This is a genomic window from Brachyspira innocens ATCC 29796, assembly GCF_000384655.1.
Classification (GTDB): Bacteria; Spirochaetota; Brachyspiria; order Brachyspirales; family Brachyspiraceae; genus Brachyspira; species Brachyspira innocens.
Window position 1 is genome coordinate 58232 of sequence record NZ_ARQI01000120.1, and the last position, 22028, is coordinate 80259.

At 28.9% G+C, this 22028-nt stretch carries 16 protein-coding genes; 9 read left to right on the plus strand and 7 right to left on the minus strand.

The window, feature by feature from the left end; translation table 11 throughout:
- The first annotated feature begins 106 nt into the window (after positions 1–106).
- A complete protein-coding gene (locus tag F811_RS0110665; protein WP_020005233.1) occupies positions 107–2515 on the plus strand; it encodes a chemotaxis protein CheA in 2409 nt (802 codons plus the stop codon).
- Positions 2516–2598: 83 nt separating this feature from the next.
- Here F811_RS0110665 and F811_RS0110670 read toward each other — a convergent pair whose 3' ends face one another.
- Positions 2599–4026, minus strand: a complete 1428-nt coding sequence (locus F811_RS0110670; protein WP_020005234.1) for a 6-phospho-beta-glucosidase — start codon at positions 4024–4026, stop codon at positions 2599–2601.
- A 217-nt stretch (positions 4027–4243) separates the two neighbouring features.
- Between F811_RS0110670 and celB the strand changes: the two genes are divergently transcribed.
- The gene (gene celB / locus F811_RS0110675) at positions 4244–5581 is read left to right on the plus strand and encodes a PTS cellobiose transporter subunit IIC (protein WP_020005235.1); all 1338 of its coding nucleotides are present in this window, start codon (positions 4244–4246) and stop codon (positions 5579–5581) included.
- A gap of 192 nt (positions 5582–5773) precedes the next feature.
- Here the strand turns inward: celB and F811_RS0110680 are convergent, their stop codons facing one another.
- Positions 5774–7777, minus strand: coding sequence for an ATP-dependent helicase (locus F811_RS0110680; protein WP_020005236.1), 2004 nt, complete (start codon positions 7775–7777; stop codon positions 5774–5776).
- Between the two features lie 217 nt (positions 7778–7994).
- On the minus strand, positions 7995–8870 hold the full coding sequence (locus F811_RS0110685) for an Rpn family recombination-promoting nuclease/putative transposase (RefSeq protein ID WP_020005237.1): 876 nt from the start codon (positions 8868–8870) through the stop codon (positions 7995–7997).
- A gap of 231 nt (positions 8871–9101) precedes the next feature.
- Here F811_RS0110685 and F811_RS0110690 point away from each other — a divergent pair, with 231 nt between their 5' ends.
- From F811_RS0110690 to F811_RS0110715, 6 genes are all read left to right on the plus strand, one after another.
- Positions 9102–9572: a GyrI-like domain-containing protein gene (locus tag F811_RS0110690; protein WP_020005238.1), complete on the plus strand. Its 471-nt coding sequence runs from the start codon at positions 9102–9104 to the stop codon at positions 9570–9572.
- Positions 9573–9601: 29 nt separating this feature from the next.
- The gene (gene rdgB, locus F811_RS0110695; protein WP_020005239.1) at positions 9602–10204 is read left to right on the plus strand and encodes an RdgB/HAM1 family non-canonical purine NTP pyrophosphatase; all 603 of its coding nucleotides are present in this window, start codon (positions 9602–9604) and stop codon (positions 10202–10204) included.
- Positions 10205–10507: 303 nt separating this feature from the next.
- Positions 10508–11032 carry a DUF8052 family protein gene (locus F811_RS0110700; RefSeq protein ID WP_020005240.1) on the plus strand — a complete coding sequence of 175 codons (525 nt, stop codon included), beginning with the start codon at positions 10508–10510 and terminating at the stop codon, positions 11030–11032.
- Positions 11033–11065: 33 nt separating this feature from the next.
- Positions 11066–12733 (plus strand): carbon starvation CstA family protein, encoded by a 1668-nt coding sequence (locus tag F811_RS0110705; protein WP_020005241.1) that lies wholly within the window; start codon positions 11066–11068, stop codon positions 12731–12733.
- 142 nt (positions 12734–12875) lie between these two features.
- Complete coding sequence (locus F811_RS0110710; protein WP_026364423.1) at positions 12876–13298, plus strand: hypothetical protein; 423 nt, start codon at positions 12876–12878, stop codon at positions 13296–13298.
- Positions 13299–13346: 48 nt separating this feature from the next.
- On the plus strand, positions 13347–16199 hold the full coding sequence (locus tag F811_RS0110715; RefSeq protein ID WP_020005242.1) for a tetratricopeptide repeat protein: 2853 nt from the start codon (positions 13347–13349) through the stop codon (positions 16197–16199).
- An 839-nt stretch (positions 16200–17038) separates the two neighbouring features.
- Here the strand turns inward: F811_RS0110715 and F811_RS0110725 are convergent.
- Together F811_RS0110725 and mutS are read right to left on the minus strand one after the other, a co-directional pair.
- Complete coding sequence (locus F811_RS0110725; protein WP_020005244.1) at positions 17039–17362, minus strand: cupin domain-containing protein; 324 nt, start codon at positions 17360–17362, stop codon at positions 17039–17041.
- Positions 17363–17452: 90 nt separating this feature from the next.
- A complete protein-coding gene (gene mutS / locus F811_RS0110730; RefSeq protein WP_020005245.1) occupies positions 17453–20143 on the minus strand; it encodes a DNA mismatch repair protein MutS in 2691 nt (896 codons plus the stop codon).
- Positions 20144–20544: 401 nt separating this feature from the next.
- Here mutS and F811_RS0110735 point away from each other — a divergent pair, with 401 nt between their 5' ends.
- Positions 20545–20910 (plus strand): hypothetical protein, encoded by a 366-nt coding sequence (locus F811_RS0110735; RefSeq protein WP_156821998.1) that lies wholly within the window; start codon positions 20545–20547, stop codon positions 20908–20910.
- 93 nt (positions 20911–21003) lie between these two features.
- Here F811_RS0110735 and F811_RS0110740 read toward each other — a convergent pair whose 3' ends face one another.
- Both F811_RS0110740 and F811_RS0110745 read right to left on the minus strand, forming a co-directional pair.
- Positions 21004–21303: a hypothetical protein gene (locus F811_RS0110740; RefSeq protein ID WP_020005247.1), complete on the minus strand. Its 300-nt coding sequence runs from the start codon at positions 21301–21303 to the stop codon at positions 21004–21006.
- A gap of 288 nt (positions 21304–21591) precedes the next feature.
- Positions 21592–21795 carry a hypothetical protein gene (locus F811_RS0110745; protein WP_020005248.1) on the minus strand — a complete coding sequence of 68 codons (204 nt, stop codon included), beginning with the start codon at positions 21793–21795 and terminating at the stop codon, positions 21592–21594.
- Between the last annotated feature and the right edge of the window lie 233 nt (positions 21796–22028).

Here is a 22028-nt window from a genome sequence, read left to right on the forward strand (position 1 = left end):
ATATAATAAATTATTATATTTTCAAGCAAAATATTATTTACTATAGACATTTTTAGGTTTTTCCGATAATATATAGTAAGATTTTCAATTTTTACGGGGCGTGTAAATGGATGATTATATAAAAAGTCTGCTTAAAGATTTCTTTGAAGAAGCATTTGAGATGCTTGACAGACTGGAACAAAATATTCTTATTTTAGATAATGAAAGAAATAATGTTGATGCCATACAGGAAATATTCAGAGCAGTACATACTTTAAAAGGAAGTGCTGGTGCCGTAGAACTTGTTGAAACACAAAAATACGCCCACAGATTTGAAGATTTATTAGACTTGATAAGAAATAACAAAATAGAAGTTGATGACGCTACTATTGATGTTCTTTTAAAAGGTATAGATGTATTAAAAGATCTCATCAATACAGCAAGCGAAGAGGGGGAATATTCAGGCGATATAGAAGCAGAGATAAAAAAGCTGGAAGATTTTAAAAATGCCAAATTAGGCGGTCAGTCCTCTGCACCTGAAGCACCATCATCTAATACTTCTGAAAGTAAAGAGCCTGCTGCCCCTGAAGCAGAAAAAAAAGTTAATAAATATGAGCTTTTGCCTAATGACAGTGATTTGCTTGGTATAATAAGAGATAATGTTGAAGAAGGCGTAAAGACAAAGTTAGTACATGTAAGTTTTGACCCTGAAAGCCCTATGAGAACAGTAGGAGGTGTTCAGGTATTTGTTGCCCTTAAAGATGTTGGGGAAATAATGGGAAGTATTCCTCCGCTTGAATCTTTGGAAGGCGATGAGTTTTATGAACATGTTACATATATACTCGCTACAATCAATGAAGATAAAACTATAATAGATGCTATTACATTGCCAGATGTTACTAAAGAAATATCTATTGAAGATATTATATTAGAAGAATATGAGAAATTTCTTCAGGAGAAAAAACAGAAAGAAGATGCTCAAAAAGCTAAAGAAACTGCTGCCCCTGCTGCAAATACGGCAAAAAAACCTGATGCTGCAAAAGGCGGAAAAGATCATAAAGTTGACAGACAAAGCTCTTTTTTAAGGGTTGAAAGTGACAGAATAGATGCTATGATGAATCAGGTAGGGGAGCTTGTAACAAATAAAAGTTCATATGTTCAGTATGATGATGATCTTACCTCATATCAGAAAATCATAGGAAACGGCATCAATGAGGTAAAAAGATATTACAGAGACAGCATTGTTCAAGTACTTAGAAAATTTGAAGAACATATGCAGAAAAAAGAAGCTAAAGAAATCAGAAACACATACATTGACGGATTTAATAATAAATTAACCGAACTTGTAAAAATGGAAGAGGAGTTTAAAAATACATTAGACAGATTTAGAAACTCTTATCAGCTTCTAACTAGGGTAACTAATGAGCTTCAGGAAACAGTAATGAAAATAAGAATGCTTCCTATAGCTCAGACATTTAACAGATTTCCTCGTCTTATTAGGGATTTATCAAGAGATTTGGGAAAAGAAGTAAAATTGGAAATGTACGGTGAAGAAACAGAACTAGACAAATCTGTTATTGAGGTACTAGTAGACCCATTAGTACACCTTGTAAGAAATGCTATGGACCATGGTATAGAACCTCCTGATGACAGAGAAAAAGCTGGAAAACCTAGAACTGGAACTGTTGTTTTAGGAGCTTCACATGAAGGTAACTTAATCATCATAAAAATATCTGATGACGGAAAAGGAATGATACCGCAGAAGATATTTGAAAGTGCTGTAAAAAAAGGCTTGGTATCAGCTGATGCTAAACTATCAGAAAGACAGATGCTTGAATATATATTTGCACCTGGTTTTTCTACTGCTGCCAAAATTACAAATGTATCAGGCCGCGGTGTTGGTATGGACGTTGTTAAAAAAAGTCTTGAAAAAATTAATGGTACTATCGGTATAGAAACAGAATGGGGAAAAGGTTCTACTTTCTTTTTAAGAATTCCTCTTACAGTTGCCATTATTCAGGCTCTTATTGTTGATGCAGAAAAAGAATATTATGCAGTTCCTATCAACAGTATATTAGAAACTATTAAAATAGATGTACAGGATATTCAAGAGCTTGAGGGTATAGAGGTTATTAAAGTAAGAGATGATGTAATAAATGTATTAAGCGTTAAAGAATTATTCAGACTTCCTTCAAGATATAATAATATAAAATCATATTATGCTGTTATACTTTCATCAGAAGGCAAAAAGGTAGCACTTCTAGTTAATAACCTTATAGGTGAACAGGATATAGTTATAAAAACCTTGAAAGATAATATTACAAAAAGCGAAGGTTTGGCTGGTGCTACTGTACTAGGTGATGGTACTGTAAGTTTTATTTTGGATATTCAGACTATGGTAAGTTTAGGTACTAAAAGAATAATAGAAAGAGGAAAAGTTAATAACGGCTCAAAAACAAACAAAAACGATTTGAGAAGTTTTATAGAAAAATTGAAAAATAATGAAATACCAGAAGTAAATGCAAATAAAGAATAAGAAATAATAAATTTGAAAAAATAAAAAGCAAGAAACTGTATAAACAGAATCTTGCTTTTTTAATTTGTGAGAGTTTAAATAATTTATTCTAAATTTTCGCCGTTACTTTCGATAACTTTTTTATACCAGAAGAAAGATTTTTTTCTGCTTCTTTTCAAAGTACCATTACCAAAATCATCTCTGTCAACATATATAAATCCGTATCTTTTAGACATTTCACCTGTACCAGCAGAAACCAAATCTATAGGTCCCCAAGTAGTATAGCCTATCAAATCCACCCCATCAATCTCAACAGCATCTTTCATATTTTTTATATGCTCTCTTAAATAATCTATTCTATAATCATCTTCAACATATCCATTTTCATCAACTTTATCATAAGCACCAAGTCCGTTTTCAACTATAAACATAGGTTTTTGATATCTGTCATAAATATCATTCAAAGTAACTCTTATACCTAGCGGATCAACAGTCCAGCCCCAATCAGTTTGTTTTAATTCTGGATTTTTTATATCAGCTGCTATATTATCTTTAGGCATAATATATTTACTTTTATCAGCACTTGCACATCTTGTAGTATAATAAGAGAAAGAGATAAAATCAACAGGATATTTTTCTAAAAGCTCTAAATCTTCTTTTTCCATTTTTATATTTAAATTTTCTCTCTCAAATTTTTTCAAAGCATAAGCAGGATATTTTCCTCTTGACTGAACATCAACAAAGAAATACATCTCATCATTTTTCTGCTGAGCAGCTAGTACATCTTCTGGTTTTGAAGAATAAGGATAATAAGTTCCAGCAGCAAGCATACAGCCTACTTTATTATTAGGATCAACCTCATGTGCTATTTTAGTAGCCAAAGCACTTGCAACTAATTCATGATGGCTAGCCTGATATTTTACCTCTTCTTCATTTTCACCCTCTTCAAAACAAAGTCCTGCTCCCATAAAAGGTGCATGAAGTATCATATTGATTTCATTAAATGTAAGCCAATATTCAACCAATCCTTTATATCTGTTAAATATTGCATTGCATAGATTTTCATAAAATTTTATGAGCTTTCTGTTTCTCCATCCGCCGTATTCTTTTATTAAATGCATAGGACAATCAAAATGTGTTATTGTTACTAAAGGTTTGATATTGTATTTTAAACATTCTTTAAAAACATCTTCATAAAATTTTAATCCTTCTTCATTAGGTTTATCCTCATCACCTTTAGGAAATATTCTGCTCCAAGCAATAGACATACGGTAAACACTAAAACCCATTTCTGCAAATAATTTTATATCTTCTTTATAATGTGAATACATATCAATAGCATCTTTTGAAGGATAATAATGATCCTTATCAAAATCAAACATTTTCATTTTACCAGTAATAACAGCAGCTCTATCTTTACCATGAGGAGCAACATCCACATTTGCAAGTCCTCTTCCTCCTTTATCAAATCCTCCTTCGCATTGATTGGCAGCTGTGGCACCGCCCCATAAAAAATCTTTTCTAAAAGCCATAAATAAACTCCTATTAAAAATAAATTTCATAATAACAGTAATATAGATAACAAAATAATAATATAAATAACTATAAACTCAAACAATAAAATTAGTATATTAATACGGAAATTATTTAATTGGAGTTTTATACTGCACTGTGATATTATCATAAACATATAATTTAAATAACAATAGTATAGATGATATATAGATAAAAAATTAAGGAGACTCTAAAATGAAAGAAAAATTTAATGCTTTTATGGAAAGCAAATTTCTCCCTATTATGGCTAAAGTTGCAGGAAATAGATACCTTAACTGTATTAAAGACGGTTTTGTATTTGCAACACCTTTTATTATAATAGGTTCATTTGTTTTATTACTTTTTAATTTGCCTTTGAATGATCCTACTAACTTTATGTATTTTAAACCTTATGAAAACTTTGTAAATGCATTTTCAGGACATTATATACAAATATTTAATGTAAGTATGGGTATAATGTCTTTATTCATATCATTCGGTATAGGCTATTCATTAGCAGGATATTATAATATAGATAAACTTACAAACGGGTTTTTGTCTATGTATTCTTTTTTACTATTATCAGCAAAATCTTTGGCTGTAACAGTAATAGGAGCAGCTTCTCAATTATTGTATGTTGCTGAAGAAACTAATGTAACTGTATTAGATGCAAGATATATGGATGCTAAAGGTCTTTTTGTAGCTATTATTGCTTCTATATTATCAGTAGAAATATCAAGATTCTTAGTAAACAAAAGAATTATGATTCAGCTTCCTGATTCTGTTCCTCCTGCAATATCAAAATCTTTTGAAATTTTAATTCCAGTAGCAGTTATATCTTTCTTATTCCAAACTATAAACTGGATAATACAAAACAGCATGCAGATTATGATACCAGATTTGATAATGAAAATATTGCAGCCGTTATTAAGTATGTCTGACGGTTTAGTATCTATAATTATTATATTATTATTGGTGCATATATTATGGTTCTGCGGTATACATGGTGCTAATGTTGTTAATGCTATAATAAACCCTATTGTCTTAACTAACTTGGCTTTAAACCAAGCAGCTCTTGCAGCAGGTGAACAAATACCAAAAGTATTTGCAGGAGAGTTTTTAAACAGTTTTGTATATATAGGCGGTTCAGGTGCTACTTTAGGATTATGTATAGCTATGATTATGACTAAAAGTGAACATTTAAAATATGTAGGAAAACTTTCTATAGTACCAGGATTTTTTAATATAAATGAACCTATCATGTTTGGTACTCCTATTGTTATGAACCCTATTTTTGTTATACCATTTATTATAACACCTATTATAAATGCTGTTATATCTTACACATTTTTAAAATTAAATATAATAAGCAGAATAGTAGGATTAGTACCTTGGACTACTCCTTCTGTATTAGGTTCTTTTATATCTACTAATTTACACTTCTTAGCACCAGTATTGATAATAGGATTAATTGTATTGGACTACTTTATTTATAAGCCTTTTTTGAATATGTATGTAAAAGAATTGGAGAAAGAAGAAAGTACTAATAATTAATTATATATATATTATTATTTTATAAAGCATTGTTAGTGATAAAATCATTTACAATGCTTTAATTTTTAACACATACAAAACCCTCTGAAATTAAAATTTTATTAATTACACCATAGTATTAAAATATTTAATTTTATATACCTAAACAAATATAGTTTGTAAATTTTTTAATTAAGTTTTAATTACTGCCGATTACTGTTTATTTTCTGGTCTTAGCGAAGCTTTTAAGTTTGAGAAAAACTCCTCTTCATTCATAGCCATTTCTTCAGGAAGATTTTTACTCATCTCTTCCAAAAATATTGAAGGAGTGCATTCTACTTTTTTGCCCATTTTGGTTCTGCTTCTGCAGTAGGTTAGAGTTAAATGTTTTTTAGCCCTTGTCATAGCAACATAGCAAAGACGCCTTTCTTCTTCTATTCCCATTTCATCAGATGAGCTTTTATGATGCGGCATAATACCGTCTTCCATACCGCATATATAAACATAAGGAAACTCTAATCCTTTAGCAGCATGTATACTCATCAGCATAATGCCTTTCTTTTTTTCCTCTTCATCATTTTGCTCTTCTATACTCATAAGAAGTATTCTATCTAAATAATTTTTTAAAGTAGCATTTTTATTAGATTTCTCATATTCAAGTATGCCGTTCATAAGTGATTCTACATTCTCCATTTTTTTAGCACCTTGCTCTTTGGTATCGCTAGAGTTTAATACTTCATTATGATATGCTATAACATCTAAAAACTTATTTATGTTTTCGTACAGTTTAGGACGTTCAATATCATTTTTATCAACAGTAAATAAATTATGATAATGTTCTATAATTTCAAGAAAATCTTTTATACCAGCTTTTGCTTTAGGAGAAATGTCTTCCATACTCTCATAATTAAGCAAAGTCTGATATAAAGATACTCCGTTTTTTATACTTGTTTCATTAAGATTGTTTATAGCAACGGCTCCTATTCCTCTTTTAGGTATATTTATGACTCTAAGAAGAGAAACTTCATCTTCAGGATTAACAAACAAATTAAGATAGGCTAATATGTCCTTAATCTCTTTACGTTCATAAAATTGAAAAGCTCCGACTACTGTATAAGGAAGTCCCCTAAGTCTGAAAGCCTCTTCAAAAAGTCTTGACTGAGCATTCATTCTAAAAAGAACAGCAAAGTCTTCATAGTTTAATCTTTTACTTATAGAGTAATTAATAATAGAATCTGCTACAAATTGAGCCTCTTCTCTTTCATCTTCGCATGGCATTATTGTAGGAGGTATTCCCTCATCACCTTCAGCAACTACCTCTTTATTTTTTCTTTGAGTATTATTGCTTATTACAGAATGTGCAGCTTCAAGTATAGCCTTTGTACTTCTGTAGTTTTTTGTAAGAGTTACTATTTTAGCATCAGGGTATTCATTTTCAAAAGAAAGTATATTTGATACATCAGCTCCTCTGAATGCATATATACTTTGGTCATCATCTCCTACAACAGCAATATTTCTATATTTTGATGCTAAAAGGCTTGTAAGTTTATACTGTGCAAAATTAGTGTCCTGATATTCATCAACCATAATATATCTGAATCTTTCCTGATATTTATTAAGAACCTCTGGAAACTCTATATATAAATCTATTGTGAGGTTAATAAGATCATTAAAATCAACAGCATTATATCCTTTTAAATAATTCTGATAAACTTCGTATACTCTTTTTGCTTGTTTTTCAAGATCATCATGAGGCTCTACCTCATACGGCTTCATCAAATTATTTTTATATCTGTCAATATACCAAGCAAATAAATTTTCATCATAATTGAGAGTATTAATCTTTATTTCTCTCAAAATATTACGTATAAGAGTTCTGCTGTCAGATGAAGAATATATACTGAAATTATTTTTATATCCTAATTTTTCAATATCTCCTTTTAATACCCTAACACAGAATGAGTGAAATGTGCTTACTACTAATTGTTTTGGTTTTTCTTTTAATAGTTTTGTTATACGCTCACGCATCTCTGAAGCTGCTTTATTTGTGAATGTAACAGCGAGTATCTGACTAGGAAGAACTCCATGTTTTATTAAATATGCTATTCTCTCTGTAATAACTCTAGTTTTTCCGCTTCCAGCCCCTGCCAATGCAAGTAATGGACCGTTTATATGTTCTACTGCCTGTCTTTGTTCTTCATTTAACATTAATGCCATAGTTTTTTATTACCTCTCATTTTGAAGAGTTATTATATACCATATTGAAATAATGTAAAATTCTTAATTAGTGCATTTTTTTAATAGACTTGTTCAAAAAACTAATTTTTAATTATATAATAATGGGAAACAAAGTACTCATTTTATTTATACAATAGATTTTAGACACAATTTTATAATTTAAGATTAAATACACTAGTTTTATAGTTAATTTTTATTATAATTTCTCTATTTCTTCTATACTTAAACCTGTATTTCTACTTATAAACTCTATATCCATGCCAGATATCTTTAAACTTTTTGCTATTATTTTCTTCTGTTCAAACTTTCCTTTTTCCATACCTTTTTCTATACCTTCATTAAAACCTTTTTCTCTTTCTCTCTCCATAGTATCTTTATAAAAGTATTCATCTATTTCTTTTTTTCTGTAGGCATCTAATAAAGGATTATCTGATATAAAAGATTTACATCTTCTTTCTACTTCATTAAAAATAGTATTCTCTTTTATCAAATTTTCCATACTTTCACCTCCATTAAAAAATTTAAACCAACTATTTAAATCTGTTTTTAAAGAATTATTATTATTAAATTTAGGTAATTCTAAAAAGTGAAGCTGGCAATGATCTGTTAATATTTTATTATGCTTTAATTCTTTAATTACATAACAAGTATGACAATCTTCTATATCATATGATAATATAAAATTTAAAATATTAATACTGATAACAGGACATAATTTTTTATAATCTTCGCCTTTATTTAAAGTAAGACTATAACCACTTGCCCAATAAAATAGGACTCTATTAGCAAAAGATTCATTGCCTTGAAGTTGTATTTCTATCATCACTATTTCGCCAGTATCAGTTTCGCATTTTATATCTACAATGGATTCTTTGCTATTTAAATATTTCTGTAAATTAAATGGATTAAGTATTTCTACTTTAACAAAGGTACTGAAATTTAAATTATTCATAGCAGAATTAATAAAGTTTAAAACTATATTCTCATTACCTAAATTTGAAAACAAATACCTTACAAAACAATCGTTTTTCTTATTAAGAGTATCAATAGTAATAATATCATTTTCTTTCATATGTAAATTATATTATATAATAATGTAAAAGTCAAAATGCTTAAACTTAATTATAGCATAAATACATACCTAAATAACTAGTTTGTCAAAAATAAATTTTTTAAATTTAAAATATTGCAGGATTTTGCCCTCACTATGTTGCCAAAATATTAAAAATTAATATTATATAAACTAATAAATTTTTAGAATATATGTTATTATACTTTTTATATAATTTAGGAGATAAACTTTATGGATATAGAGATAGTAGAAAAAGAAGATTTTGAAGTGGTAGGAAAAGTAGCTTCTGGAGAAAGTGAAAAACATTCTCAGTGGGTTCTTCCTCTCTGGCAAAATTTCAATAAAAATATAAAAGAAATAATTAATTTGGTTAAAGTTGATGAAAATAATAATTTGGCTGGTATATGGGGAATAATGAATGATATGGACGAAACTTTTGCTCCTTGGGGAGAAATGGGTAAATATATGACTGGAGTTGAGGTTAAAGAAAATTCTATTGCTCCAAAAGGCTGGGTAAAATGGAATATTAAAGGCGGTAAGTTTATTAAAGTAAAATGTAATATAGAAAATTATAGTGAAATATTTAATAATATAGTTGAGAATTATGCACCTAAAAATGGATATACCATAATAGGCAATGTTATGGAATATTATATTCCAAACAGTAAAGATTTTTATTTGTTTTTTAATATTAAAGATTAATAATTTAAGTATTTTATAAGGATATTAATATGTTGAATAAATTGGTAATAGCAACAGCAAACAAACATAAATTAAAAGAAATAGAATCCATATTTAAAGGAAGTGCTATAAAAGAAATACTGCCTATGCCTTCAGATATTGGAGAAATAATAGAAGATGGAAATACATTTATAGAAAACTCTATTATAAAGGCTAAAGCTGTATATAATTTTACTAAGCTTCCGTCTTTGGCAGATGATTCTGGACTTTGTGTTAATGCTTTAGAGGGACGACCTGGTATATTTTCAGCAAGATATGGTGGAGAAAATTTGGGTTATAAAGAAAAAATGCAGATGCTTTTAGATGAACTTAAAGATAAAGATGACAGAAGTGCATATTTTATAACTTCAGCTGTATGTGTATTAGATGATAATTATTATATAGCAGTAGAAGGCAGAGTTAATGGAAAAATAATAGAAAACAAAAGAGGTTTTGACGGTTTCGGATATGACCCTATATTTCAGCCAGATGGATATAATGTTACATATGCTGAGATGAGTTTAGAAGAGAAAAATTCTATGAGTCATAGATCCATTGCTATTAATAAAATGAAAAATATTTTATTAAGTATTTATAATATTAAGATGTCTTAATTATATCTAAAATTATAAAATAAATTAAAACTGATATAAAATATAAAAAAATCTGTGAATAATGATATTTTTATATATTAAAGAGAAAAAATATCGATAAGCTCTTGACAATGGAGAATTACTACATACAATATTTATCATGTATAATAATTATAAATGTTTTAATATTAATTTATAATGTTATTTTGGAATATATAAATAATATGACATTATATACTAAATAATAATATATACTAATTAGTATGTATAGAAACTTGACAATGGAAAAAATCTTTATATAATATATAGCATGGAGAAATTAACATGGCTAAACTTCACATTGATAATGAAAATGTAAAAAAATACATATTCAATGTTTCAGAAAAATTGATGAGACATTTTGATTTAGAATATGAAATTACAAAAGAAGATGAATATTTTGATCTTTATGCTTTTCATAGAAATGACTTTTTTAAATCATTTATAACAAAATCTACAGTGTACGAAGGTTATTCAGTATTTGAGCATATGCTTTTGAGATTTATTAAAGAGTTAAAGAAGGAAGATATAGAAAATTTTCAGGATATGTTAATCAGATTAACTCCTATACTTTCAAACCCTAACAAATTTCATAAAAGAAGTGTAATTACAGGCATATTAGTAACAGAAAGCCCATTAGAAAAAGAATGGGAGAAGATGGCTAAAAAGTTTTTTTATAAAGTTAATTACAAACTATTATTTCATGGCTGGTCAGAGACACAGTATGCTATAGTGTCTATGACAGATAAAAATGTATACTTACCTAAAATGCGTAAGAAAGAGTTAAAACTTCTTCTTTCGGATTTTTAGGAGGTTATAAAACAAATAAAAAAGGAGATAAAAATGAATGCTTTCATTCTTCTATTGTTAGGTATGGTCATATTTTTTGTAGCCTACATAACTTACGGCTCATACTTAGCAAAAAAATGGGGAATAGACCCTGGTAAAAAAACACCTGCTCATACTCTTAATGACGGTAAAGACTATGTACCAACAGATGCTAAAGTATTGTTGGGACACCACTTCTCATCAATAGCTGGAGCTGGTCCTATTACAGGTCCTATTATCGCCACTATGTTCGGCTGGCTTCCTGTGTATTTGTGGATTATATTCGGATGTGTATTTTTCGGCGGCGTACATGATTATGGTTCATTGGTTGCTTCTTTAAGACATGAAGGTAAATCTATTGGAGAAGTTATAAGACATAATGTAAGCCAAAAAGGTAAAATAATGTTTACTCTTTATGCATTTATTACTATTTGTTTGGTAGTAGCTGCTTTCTTAGACATTACTGCTGGTACTTTTGCTGTAAACGTTGATAATGCCAGAGAATCTGCTGCTGCTGGTACTGCTAGTATGCTTTTCATTGTTTTGGCTTTATTATTCGGATTTTTAGTATATAGAAGAGGTGCAGGCGTTGCTGTTTCTACAATCATTGGTGTTGTATTATTAGCTTCTATTATTTTCATTTCTGATAAGTTTCCATTTTTGGCTTTAGAAAAAATACACTGGCGGATAATATTAGTTATTTACATAATATTAGCTTCTTTAATGCCTGTATGGATATTATTACAGCCTAGAGACTATTTATCATCATTCCTGCTTTATGCTATGGTAGTTGGCGGTGTTGTTGGTTTGGTAATAATGAGACCTGATATACAAACTCCGGCTTTCACTAGCTTTATGCCTAGCGAAGGCAACTACTTATTCCCTATACTTTTCATTACTGTTGCTTGTGGTGCTATATCTGGCTTCCATGCTCTTGTAAGTTCTGGTACTAGTGCTAAACAGCTTAACAGTGAAAAAGATGCAAAATTAGTAGGATACGGTGCTATGCTTATTGAAGGTATAGTTGCTATAGTTGCTTTAATGAGTGTTTCTGCTGTTCCTGGTAATGGCGAAGGTACTCCTGCTGCTAGATTTGCTACAGGTGTTGCTACTTTCATGACTTCTTTCGGAGTTCCGCTAAGTATGGGTAAAACTTTCGTTACTTTGGCATTTGCTTCTTTTGCTTTAACTTCATTAGACAGTGCTACTCGTATAGGAAGATACTTAATACAGGAATTAGGCGAATACACTTCTGCTGACGGAAGAGTACATAAAACTATACTTACAAATCCTTATGTAGCTACTGGTATTACAGTACTATTCTCTTTAGGATTTACTCTTTATGGTTATGCTAGAATTTGGCCTATATTCGGAAGTGCTAACCAATTATTAGCTGGATTGTCTTTACTTGCTGTTGCTGCTTGGATAAAAAACAGACAAAAAAGAAATTCTTGGGAAAATATTATCCCTCTAACATTCATGTTTGCTGTTACTCTTTCAGCTTTATGTTTGGTAGTATATACTAATGTTATGAAAGCTAGTTTTGACGGTTATGTATTAGCTGCTATAGCTGCTGTTATGATAATATTAGCAGTTGTTGAATTATTCATTACAGGTCAATGGGCACGCGGATTATCTAAAGAAGCTGCTTCTAACCCTAATGATCCTATTAAAAACAAATAATTTTTAATAATATTAAATAATTTTCTCCCCCTTTCATAATATATTTATGGAAGGGGTTTTTTTAGTCTAATTAAAATTTTATCTTTGTCGATATTAATATATGTATTATATTCTAAATAAAGGTGAAATATTTTCTAATATTATGTCTAGTAAAAAATTTAAACTTAAAGAAGAAAAAGCAATATTTGCTGATATTAGGTCTGCTATATCAATAGCAATATTTGACAGTGAAATTAGTAATTATGACGGCAGCGTTGATACTGATGTAAGACGTGCTGTTATGTATAATAAAATAGTATTTGAAAATTTAGTGAAACGCTTATTTTCATATCAGGCAAGCAGAGAAGACAAAAAGGATAAATTAAAAGAACTCTCACTTATAAAAATGATAAAAAATGATACTTTATCATTATCAAAGGAAAGACTATACTATATAGAAAATCCAGATGAAAAGACCTTTGAGTTTTTAAATGATGTCTTGGATAAGAATAAAAAGGTGAGGGGATATAGTGAGTATATACTTTACTCCCTATTTAATCATTATTTTGACTATATAAAAAATTGATAGTTTTAAATATTATCCTTTAAAATAAATAAAGAGGATTATATTATTATGAAAAAACTTCTTATAATATTTAGTATTTTTATATCATTATCATCATTGTTTGCACAGAATGCTGCTCCTAATGATGAAAGAAATATAGATAGAGAATTTTATAATGCTGAAAAACTTTTCTTCCAAAAAAAATATAATTTTGCAAGAGAGGCTTTTCTTTTATATTTGAAAAGAAGACCATTATCTACAAATGATATGCTTTACTACTATATAGGAGCTTGTTATTTTCAGGATAAACAATATCAAAATGCAATAGATTATTATAAATTAGCATTTGATATAAATGATTCTTATTCATACTGCAACAATATAGCAAACTCTTACTATCAGTTAAAAAATTATGAAGATGCTCTTCTTTGGTATAACAGATCCATTGAGCGTCTTTATTCTCCATACACTACTAAATTAAATTATGAAGTTTTAACAAATTCTATAGTTTCTCAAAATGTTGTAACTAATACAGTATTTATTTTTAATGTTGATGAAGTGTCTTCAGGCGATTCAATAACAAATTTATCATTAACTAATGAACTATCAACTAATACATATTTGACTACAGAATCTCCTACTAATGATATGACTTTAGTATCAACTAATTCATCAGCTGAAAACATTATATCTACTAATACTGCATCAACTAACACAATGTCCACAAACTATATATCAGATGCAATAAACAATCTTAATCAGGCAAATGAAAATATAAAAAATACTATAGATAATACATTTACAAAATTGCCTTTGTTTACAAATGTTGTTATTACAAATACATACACAAATGATTATGAGTTTACTAATACAACAGTAATATTTGAAGCAAATACCAATTTCAGTATTGAAGTTGTAGATCCTTTATCATCTTCAACTTCTCTTCCTCCAGACAGTGTTACTAATGAGGCAGGTGATTCAAATACTGTTACTTTAAATACAAACTCTACTGTTACAGGCTCTACATATGTTATAACAGAAGAAAATCCATACACTGTAACAAATATAGTTGTAATGACTAATGTTATGGATACAAATGGTAATATGATAGAGATAAAAACTAATGTAGCATCTGTTGATGAATATAACAGCTGGGCTTTGTACTACAGTGCATATCTTAATATGGGGCATACTTTCCTAGCACTTGGAGAGATAACCAATGCTGCTATTTCATATGAGATATTTTTAACTAATGTAGGAAATGACTATTATCAAAAAGAATCATTAGAAAGAGTTATAGCATTGATAAGAAGCAATGATACATCTATACGATTTATGCCTTTTACAAATAATTATAGGGTAAATACAAATAATGACGGAAGTATCACTACAGAAAGTATATCTCCAAATTTTGATTATGAAAGAGAGACAATATATCCTAATGGTGTTAGAATAATTTATGAAAATGGAAAAATAGAAAGAACAAAAATGTATTCAAATAATTATGAAGTCTCTGATATAATTTATCCATACGGAAAAAGAGAAATAGAGACAGTTTTTGAAAACGGCGATAAAAGAATAGAAACTTATATGATAGATAATTCTAAATCTATTAATACAAAAACTTCATCAGGCGATACTTATGAATACACTTTATATCCAGACGGTTCTTTTATAAATAGAAAAACTTTAGACAGTAATAAAGCATTTGTAGTAGAGAGATCTGACGGTTCTATTACTACAAACTATAAAGATGATAATGGAGCATTTTTCTATACCAGAAGTTTGGACGGAACGGAAGTAAAAAGAACTGAAGATAATTCTGGAAATATAGTAACAGAAACAAAACGCATTGACGGAGCTTTAATAGTAAAAACAGAAAATCCAGATGGAAGTTATGTTGTAGTGGCCAATTATATAGACGGAAGTATAGGAACTACAACTGTAGATACTAATGGAACAAGCAGTTTAAAAGTAGTTTATCCAGACGGAAGAGTAGAAGAGAGAAACTCATCTGGAGCGGGAGCAGGTACATTCTCATATAATGTTAAAGCTGATGACGGAAGTGTTATTACAAAAACATATAATGATGACGGATCTTTTACTGTTGTAACTAAAAAAGTTGATGGCACTGTTATAACTGATACGGTATCTGATGACACTATAAGCGAAATAAAAATGCCAGACGGTACGACTATAAAAAGAATAATAAGACAGGACGGTTCAAGAGAAACTACAACTCTTAATAGAGATTCCAGCACTGTAACTGAAGTTGTATCAGCAGATTCAAGCAGTATTACAACTACAGTAAAACCAGACGGCTCTATTACAATAACTACAAGAGACACTGCAGGCAATACAGAAACTACTACAACAGAAGCCGATGGAAGCACTTCTACATCAAGAACTTATATTGACGGAAGAAGTTCTTTAAATGAAGTAAGAGCTGATGGTGTTACTATAGATATGGAAAATGACGGCAGAAATAAAACAACTACAGCAAGGGATTCTGAAGGATATGTTCTTGAAATGAAGCAGTATAGAAATGAAGATCCTGAAATAACATTGCTTGATGCTTTGGGAGAAACTGTTGATATTGAAACTGCCAAAATGGTTATAAGAAGAATGGATTTAAGTATCAAGGCAGAAGATATTGATAATCTTAAATTGCCTCCTAAAGAAGAGCCAGCAGCAGATGAAATGGTTACAAGCCCTACAGATGATACAGATGAAACTACTACAGATGAGACAACTGCATCTGATGATACTACCACAGATGGAACAATAACAGGAGAAGAAACAACCACTGTTGATGAGACGACCGCAGAAGACACTGCAGCAAATGAAAATCAATCTGATACTGTTTCAGAAGATACAACGGCTAATGATACCGCAGAAAATAATACAGATGCTGTAAATTAAATAACAGTAAAAACTATATACCACTTTAAAACATAAATTCTTTTTAAGAGCTATGATTTTTTTTCTTCATAGCTCTTTTTATTTAAAAAAATTACATATAATGCCTTTTTCTATACAATAGACTTGTTTAACTGCATCAGTTGAAAAAATAAAATTCTACAGGTATATACTGTAACAATTTTATTTTGTCAATTGATGCATATTATATAGAATTATTAACTTTTTTGCCGCACAAAAAAGTTGCGAAAAACGCAATTGATAGAACTTTATACTTTAAAGATACGTATTAAATGTGTGATAATACCCGAAATTTTGGCTACACCTAAAGGTGGACTTCGTCAAATGCAGTCTTTTTGGTTCTTTGTGTCAACAAAAGAACTGGGGTATGGGGCAAAGCCCCAGATATCAAAACAAAAATATAACTTTACTTTTGACAAATTATATTTGTTTAGGTATATACTAAAAATTTTTAAGTTTGTCAATTTTTTTATTCAACTTTTTCCCGCCGCAAAAAGTTGCAAAAAGTGCAAGTACAAAAACAATACTAAATAGTACTAATTATGTTATATATGTATAATAAATTAATTAAATTTAGCCTTAAATATAGGCTTTTTGCTTCTCACCGCAGACGGGCTGTGGCATACCGAAGGTGGACAGACGTAAAAAAAGAAGTGGGTGTACGGGGTAAAGCCCTGCAAATATTTTAAATTTTAAAAATTAATTTTTGACAAATTATAGTTGTTTAGGTATATATAAACAATTTGTTATAGAATATTAAACAAGCATTATAAATTTATTTAAACTTATCGCTAATAATTATTAAATACATTTACAGTTAATTAAATAAAAACCAAAAGCAAATTTGAAATGCCGCTTTCTGAAATGCCTATCATGGAATGTACAGAATGCGGTCTTACCCTTATAATATCGCCTTCTTCTAAATCCACAATTTCTTCTTCAACTATATATCTTACTTTACCGCTTAATACTATTACCATTTCTTCAGAAGGGTGTTCATGATATGGTATAAGCTGATTAGATTTTTGGGCTATTGCATAAACTGTGTAGCCTTTATCCGATAAGGTTTCTATTAATCTTTCATCGTCCTTTACACAGTCAAATTCTCTTTCAGTTGTTGATTTGTAATAGTATTGTTCAGTCATTGTACACCTCATTATTATAATATAATTTCGGCTTATAAATCATAAAATTGAATTTATACAAAAAATACATTTATATAAAAACTTGTATTTTTATATCATGTTCTTCCATTTATTAATTAAATTTATAGCATCAATTGGTGTAATATTATTTATATTTAATTCTTTAATTTCTTTTTCTATTTCGCTTTCTTTTATTTTTTCTTCTATTATATTGTTAATATTATCTTTATTAGAGTTATCATAAAATGGAAGTATATCCTTTGATTTATGTGTATTTAATTCTATATTTTCAACCTGTATGCTTGCCTCTGCTTCTAACTTTTTCAATATCTCACTTGCTCTTCTTATAACCTTATTAGGAGCTCCTGCTATTTTTGCTGCATATATTCCGTAGCTTGACTCTGCTGCTCCTTCTGTAACTTTTTTCATAAATATTATTTCATCTTTATATTCTTCTACTAATACTTTATAGTTTTTAACACCTTCCAAATCTTCAAGCATAGTAAGTTCATGGTAATGCGTAGCAAATAATGTTTTAGCCTTTTTATTTTCTTCATGAACTAAATATTCTACTATAGCCCAAGCAATAGAAAGTCCGTCATAGGTAGAAGTTCCGCGTCCTATTTCATCCATTATAACAAGGCTTTTGTCAGTACAATGATTAAGTATGTATGCTGTTTCATTCATCTCTACCAAAAAAGTACTTTCACCTCTTGCAATATTGTCGCTTGCCCCAACACGAGTAAATATACGGTCAACTATAGATATCTTAGCACTTGCAGCAGGCACAAATGAGCCAATCTGAGCAAGAAGCACTATTAAAGCGGTTTGTCTTAAATATGTACTTTTACCGCTCATATTAGGTCCTGTAATTATAAGCATATGCTCATTTTTGCTGTCTAAATATGTATCGTTTGGAATGAAACTTTCTGTTTTTAGATTAACTTCTACAACTGGGTGTCTTCCTTCTTTTATATCTATTATTCCGTCATCTGTTATTATTGGCTTAACATAATTATCCTCTTTAGCAAGGCATGCAAGAGAAGAATAAACATCTATTATAGAAATTACTCTTGCCATTTTTAATATTGAGTTCAAATATTCATTGGTTTTGTTTCTTACATCAATAAATATATCATATTCTAATGCGTAACTTTTTTCATTAGCTTCATTAATAATATTTTCATACTCCATTAATTTGCTTGTGGTGTATCTTTCGCTTCCTATTAATGTTTGTCTTTTTATAAAATCGCTTGGAACTGAAGATACATTTGATTTTGTTACTTCTACATAATAACCTATAACATTATTGTATCTTATTTTTAGATTATTTATTCCAGTATCTAGTTTATAATTTTGTTCAAGTTCTGCTATCCAAGATCTTCCTTCTCTTCTAGCCTCATTATATTTTTTTAGCGTTTCATCATAATCATCTTTTATAATATCGCCTTCATTTATAACAACTTTTGGGTCTTCTAATATAGCACGTTCTATTAAATCAGTTATTATTTTTATATCATTAACTTCTTCAAAGTTTACATCTTCAAAATTATTCATAGCAAGTTCAGTTACAACTTCAAGAGAACTCACTAAAAATCTTTTTAATGATACTAATTCTTTTGGATTTATTCTCCCAAGTGCCAATTTTGATGCTAGTCTTTCTATATCTCCAATATCCTGAAGCAAATCTCTTATTTTATACATAAACTTTTGATTTTTATAGAAAAACTCTACATTATCAAGTCTTTTATTTATATCATTAATATTTAATAATGGCTCTACTATTATTCTTTTTAAGTATCTTGCTCCCATAGAAGTTTTTGTTCTGTCTATAGTGTCAAATAATGTCATTTTATTGTTATCATTTCTTATTGTTTCTAATATTTCCAAACTTGCTATTGTGGCATAGTCTAAAGTCATTGAATCTCTTCTATTATATAGTTTAATATTAGATATATGTTCAAGTGAAGTTTTTGAAAGCTCCTGAATATAAAATATAGTTGAACCTAAAAGAGATATTAAAAGAGGTTTTTCTTCTATACCAAAACTTTTTAATGACACTGTTTTAAAATGATTAGTTAAAGTTTTGTATGCATAAGAGTATTCAGCAGTATAATTTACCGTTGTACTATAAAATATATTTGAAAACTTATTTTTTATCTCTTTTATAATTATACTTTCTGAAACGGATTCTATAGTCATAATCTCTTTTGGAGAAAATCTTATAATTTCTTCTGTAAGTTCATTAATAATTTCTTTTACAGCTTCATTTTGATTTTCTAAATTAGAGTTTATTTCTGAAGCGTAAAGCTCGCCTGTAGAAATATCGCATATAGATAAAGCTGCATTTTTTTCGCTTTTTGAAACTATTATAGAGGCTAGATAATTATTGCTTTTTGATTCTAAATATTTATTTTCTGAAATTGTACCAGGAGTTATAACCTGAGTAACCTCTCTTTTTACTATACCTTTTGCTGTTTTAGGGTCTTCCATCTGATCGCATATAGCAATCTTCATTCCAGATTTAACTAATTTTGACAAATAATTATCTATAGCATGATAAGGAACTCCTGCCATAGGTACATTAGCTCTTTTGGTGAGAGTAAGTCCTAATATATCTGACACTACTTTTGCATCATCAAAAAATACTTCGTAAAAATCTCCCATTCTAAAAAGAAGTATACTGTCACTATGTTTATCTTTTATTTCTTTGTACTGCCTCATCATAGGTGTGAGTTTTTGATTTTCTTCTTTTTCGCTTCCAAAAAATGTTTCCTGCATATAGCTATCCGTTTATAAATTTTAGGGTTAGTATAATATATTTTTAATCTTTAATCAAATTTGAATTTTTATTATTATAGTATATGTTATTTTTTAATTCTTAAAACAATAAAATTTTTAAAAGTCTTAATATATATGTAAAACTTCATTATTTGCCTTTGATTAAAGTAAGTTATTTACGGTGAGGAATAGAATATTTTTATGTACAGATGCTGGTATTTCTAAAAAAGAACAATAAAAAATAAATGAAATTATGATTATATATTTTATGATGCTTTAAAATTTATTAAAAAATATGTAAACCTATTGACATATATATATATATAATAGAAGAAATTTAATTAGGAGTAAAAATGAAAAAGAATATTTTTTACGCATTTTTTATATTTTTAACTATTTTTATGATCTCTGCATGTTCAAATAATTCTACAGGTCCTAATGGTTCAGGAAATAATAATTCAGGCTTAGTCGGAACAACATGGATTGCTGATGGTTCTAAGGGAGAAATAAATGGAGTTAAATGGGGTGCTTTGCATTTTTTTGATAGTTCTACTGTTGGGGTAGGCTGGTGTACAGGCAGTAACAGTGCTATTAACTATGCTAAGAATAAGGATTCTAAAAATCATGCAGATGGAACCTATGATGGTAATAAAATAACTTCTCCAAAAGGATGGGCAAATGCTCCTTATCAATTAGAGGGTGATAAATTAACTATTAAATCAGGGGATTATTTTTATGGAGATTCTATATTCCATAAAGTTAATTAAAAATAGTTTATTTTTATAATTAAATAAAATAATAAAACCTGCAGCTGATATAGATATCAACTGCAGGTTTCTTATAATAAAAAATTATTAAATTTATTTAAGCCTTGCTCCTCTTCCAACCACTCTCATTTTTTTAGATAATCCTTTTTGAATTATCTGATATCTTGGGGCTAGAAGCACATCATAGTTTTTATCTTTTAAAGCTTCTGCTATTAATTGTTCTTTCCAATCAGGATCATTTGAATACGGAAGTTCTGCTGTTAAAATTTCTCCTGCTTCTATATCTGCTGTTATCTGCATTGACATAGGAACATCCCTTCCTGTAGATGTTGTTGAACATCCTATTAATAATAAAAACATTATTAAGAAAAATAAATATAAATATTTTTTCATAAAATTTAATTATCCTTTTATAAATTGTATAAAAAGGTATAATTAATTTTCTTAATTATACCTTTACATTATGTTCAAAATTAATTATTTTTTAAAATTCTGAACGCCTCCAGGCTGTTTTGAACTGCTTACTTTGCATTCTGAAGAACTTGTAAATTCAAAAGTTAGGTCGCCTAAAGCAGAAACACTATGTGCATTTTCAGGTATAGTAAGTGTGTATTTGCTGATTTCTTTTCCTTTAGATGCTTCCCAATCAGTTATTTGATATTCTCTTGGAAATATTTGTCCTTATAATGTAGCTTTAATTTTTCCGTCAGCTTTAAACTCAAAACTATCTCCTTCTAAGCCTGCATCGGTACATTTCCAAGTTCCTGCTAAATCCTGAGGCTTAAAGGTTTTAGGTGTAGGATCTGTTGTCTTGTTACTGCAGCTTGAAAGCATTAGCCCCATTATAACTGATAATAGAAGTAAAATTTTTGATATTTTTGTCATATATGACTCCTTAAAAAATTATTTATATTAATATTTTTTAAAATATTAACAGCATATTTATGTTTTGATACAGAATTCCAAAAAAGATTTTTGGATGATATAAATAATTTAGAATATAAAGAATAAAATATTATTTTAGAGTTGTGAGTTGTGAGTTGTGAGTTGTGAGTTGTGAGTTGTGAGTTGTGAGTTGTGAGTTGTGAGTTGTGAGTTGTGAGTTGTGAGTTGTGAGT